This window comes from Mucilaginibacter sp. P4_G9 (genome assembly GCF_056400985.1).
In genome coordinates this window covers 1-2,935 of record NZ_JBFUKF010000525.1, presented here as the reverse complement: position 1 = coordinate 2,935, position 2,935 = coordinate 1, and the positions used below count along the sequence as shown (strand labels likewise).

Below are 2,935 nucleotides of genomic sequence, written 5' to 3'. Positions count from 1 at the left end.
GATTGATGGAAACCCTAACGCTGTTGATGGTAAAGGAGGTGTAGCCAAAATTACTGTTGATGGAAAGATCATTAACCTTGATTTTACAACCGGTTTAAATGCACCTAAAGGACTGGGGCGGTTTGGTAATGAGCTGTACGCCGCAGATCTGTCGGAGGTGGTGGTTATTGATATCAGTACGGGTAAGGTTAAAAACAAGATTGCAATTGATAGTGCCAAAGCCTTAAATGACATTACTGTTAATGATAAGGGCGTTGTTTATGTATCAGATAGTAAAACAAAAAAAATACACCGTATTGAAAATGGTCATTCAACCACGTTTTTAACAAACGTAAGCGGTGTAAACGGGCTCAAAGCTATCGGTACAGATCTTTACGTACTTGGTGGCCAAAAATTTATGAAAGCAGATAGCCAGGGTAATTTAATACAAATAACCATGCTAAGCTGCGGAGGTGATGGCCTTGAACCTGTTGGTAACGGCGATTTCCTGATTACCTGTTGGGCGGGACATATATTTTATGTAACTGCCGATGGTAAAATAGAAACCCTGCTTGATACACAGGAGCAAAAGATAAATACTGCCGACCTGGCCTATGATACCGTGAAACACATTTTGTATATGCCCACCTTTTGGGCTAAAAAGGTAATGGCCTTTAAGTTAACAACAGTTAAATAATATGAGGGTTTGTAAAATACGTTTTCTGAAAAAATATTTGGTTGTTGCGGGTTTGGCAGGTACTGAATTTGCAAGCGCGCAAACATACAACACCGATGCATATTTAAAACTATGGTATACCAAACCGGCTGTTGCCTGGGAAGAGGCCTTGCCACTTGGTAATGCTACCACCGGCGCTATGGTGTTTGGCGGTATTAACCACGAGCATTACCAGCTTAATGACCATAACCTATGGTCGGGCTATCCCGAAGCCGGGAACAATCCACTGGCATCAGCGCATTTGCCCGAAGTACGAAAGGCTGTGTTTGATAACGATTTTGAAAAAGCAGCAGAGATATGGAAAAAGTATTTGCAAGGGCCATACACGGCCAGGTATCTGCCCTTAGGCGATTTGCTGCTTAACTTTAACCTGAAAGACAGTATACATTACTACCGCGACCTGAACTTAAACAACGCGGTTTCTACGGTGAGATTTGAGGCTGATGGCGTGCATTATCAACGGGAAACCTTTATAAGCTACCCGGATAAAGTAATGATGGTACGTATTACCTCTGATAAAAAAGGCGCCATTAATTTCACCGCTAATTTGCAAAGCAAGCTTCGCTTCAGCATCGAAAATGATGGCAACAATAAGCTGATCTTAAAGGGTAAAGCCCCAAGTTATGTGGCCAACCGGGAATCCGAACCGCGGCAGATAATTTATGATGAGCCTAAAGGGGAGGGTATGAGTTTCCAGATTAACCTCAAAGTAAAAAATGATGGTGGCCGTGTGATAGCCGATAACAAAGCATTACAGGTTATAGGTGCCAACCAGGTTATACTTTATTTAACCGAGGCAACCAGCTTTAACGGTTTTAATAAATCGCCGGGGCTGCAGGGTAAAGATCCGGCCATTGAGGCCAATGTCAGCCTGCTTGCCGCATTGCAAAAAACATACGAGCAACTCAGGCAAAGGCACATCGCCGACTATCAGCGTCTGTTTAAAAGGGTCGATTTTAATTTGGGTACAGACGCCGGTATGGTAAAACAACCTACGGATGAACGTCTCAGGAGTTTCAGTGTAGCCAATCCCGATAAGCAATTACAAACCCTGTATTACCAGTATGGCCGTTATTTGCTGATTGCCAGTTCGAGGCCGGGCAGTGCGCCCGCCAACCTGCAGGGCATCTGGAACGACCAGGTGATACCGCCCTGGGGCAGTAATTATACTACAAACATCAATACCGAAATGAATTACTGGCTGGCCGAAAACACCAACCTTTCGGAGTGCCACCAACCCTTATTTGATTTTCTGAAACAGCTTGCTGTGAACGGAGCAATTACAGCCAAAGTAAATTATAACATTAATGAAGGCTGGGTACAGCATCATAACAGCGATATCTGGGCTAAAACATCAACCGTTGGTAATTTTGACCATGACCCCAGGAGCGCGGTAAGGTGGACGGCCTGGCCAATGGGCGGTGCCTGGATGAGCCTTCATTTATATGACCATTACCTTTTTACCGGCAATAAACTTTTTTTGAGCAAAACCGCATACCCTATTATTAAAGGCGCTGCACAGTTTATGCTGCACTGGCTGGTAACCGATCCTAAAACAGGTTACCTGGTAACAAACCCCTCAACCTCGCCCGAAAATACTATTAAGATCAGTGGTAAGGAATACCAGGTAAGTATGGCTTCTACTATGGATATGTCTATCATCCGCGAGTTATTCCAGGATTGTATAAGCAGCGCGGAGATATTGGGTACCGATAAAGTGTTTGCAGCCCAGGTAAAAGCCGCTTATGATAAACTTTATCCATTTCATATAGGTAAACACGGCCAGGTACAGGAGTGGTTCCAGGATTGGGATGATACCGCAGATACCCACCGGCATATATCACATTTATTTAGTTTGTTTCCGGGCAGGCAGATCTCTGTGTTTAATACGCCCCAGTTGGCAGCAGCAGCAAAACAATCAATGATCTATCGGGGCGATGTAAGCACAGGCTGGTCAATGGCCTGGAAAGTGAACTGGTGGTCGCGCATGCATGATGGCAACCATGCCTATAAAATATTAGGTGCAGCATTTAACTATATGGACCCCTTGCAAAAAAAGGGACAAATGAGCGGTGGTGGTACCTACCCAAACTTGTTTGATGCCCACCCGCCCTTCCAGATCGACGGAAATTTTGGAGGAACGGCTGGTATGACCGAGATGCTGTTGCAAAGTCAGGATGGGGAAATTGAATTGTTACCCGCCCTGCCAGATGCCTGGGC

General features: G+C 44.8%; 2 protein-coding genes. Both read left to right on the top strand.

Annotated elements, in window-relative coordinates; all coding sequences use genetic code 11:
• Positions 1 to 676 (top strand): SMP-30/gluconolactonase/LRE family protein (locus tag AC1DPZ_RS24815; RefSeq protein ID WP_477408519.1); only part of this gene is annotated, 676 nt, incomplete at its 5' end.
• Position 677: 1 nt separating this feature from the next.
• Positions 678 to 2,935, top strand: a 2,258-nt coding sequence (locus AC1DPZ_RS24810) for a glycoside hydrolase family 95 protein (RefSeq protein WP_477408517.1), incomplete at its 3' end; no start/stop codon positions are given.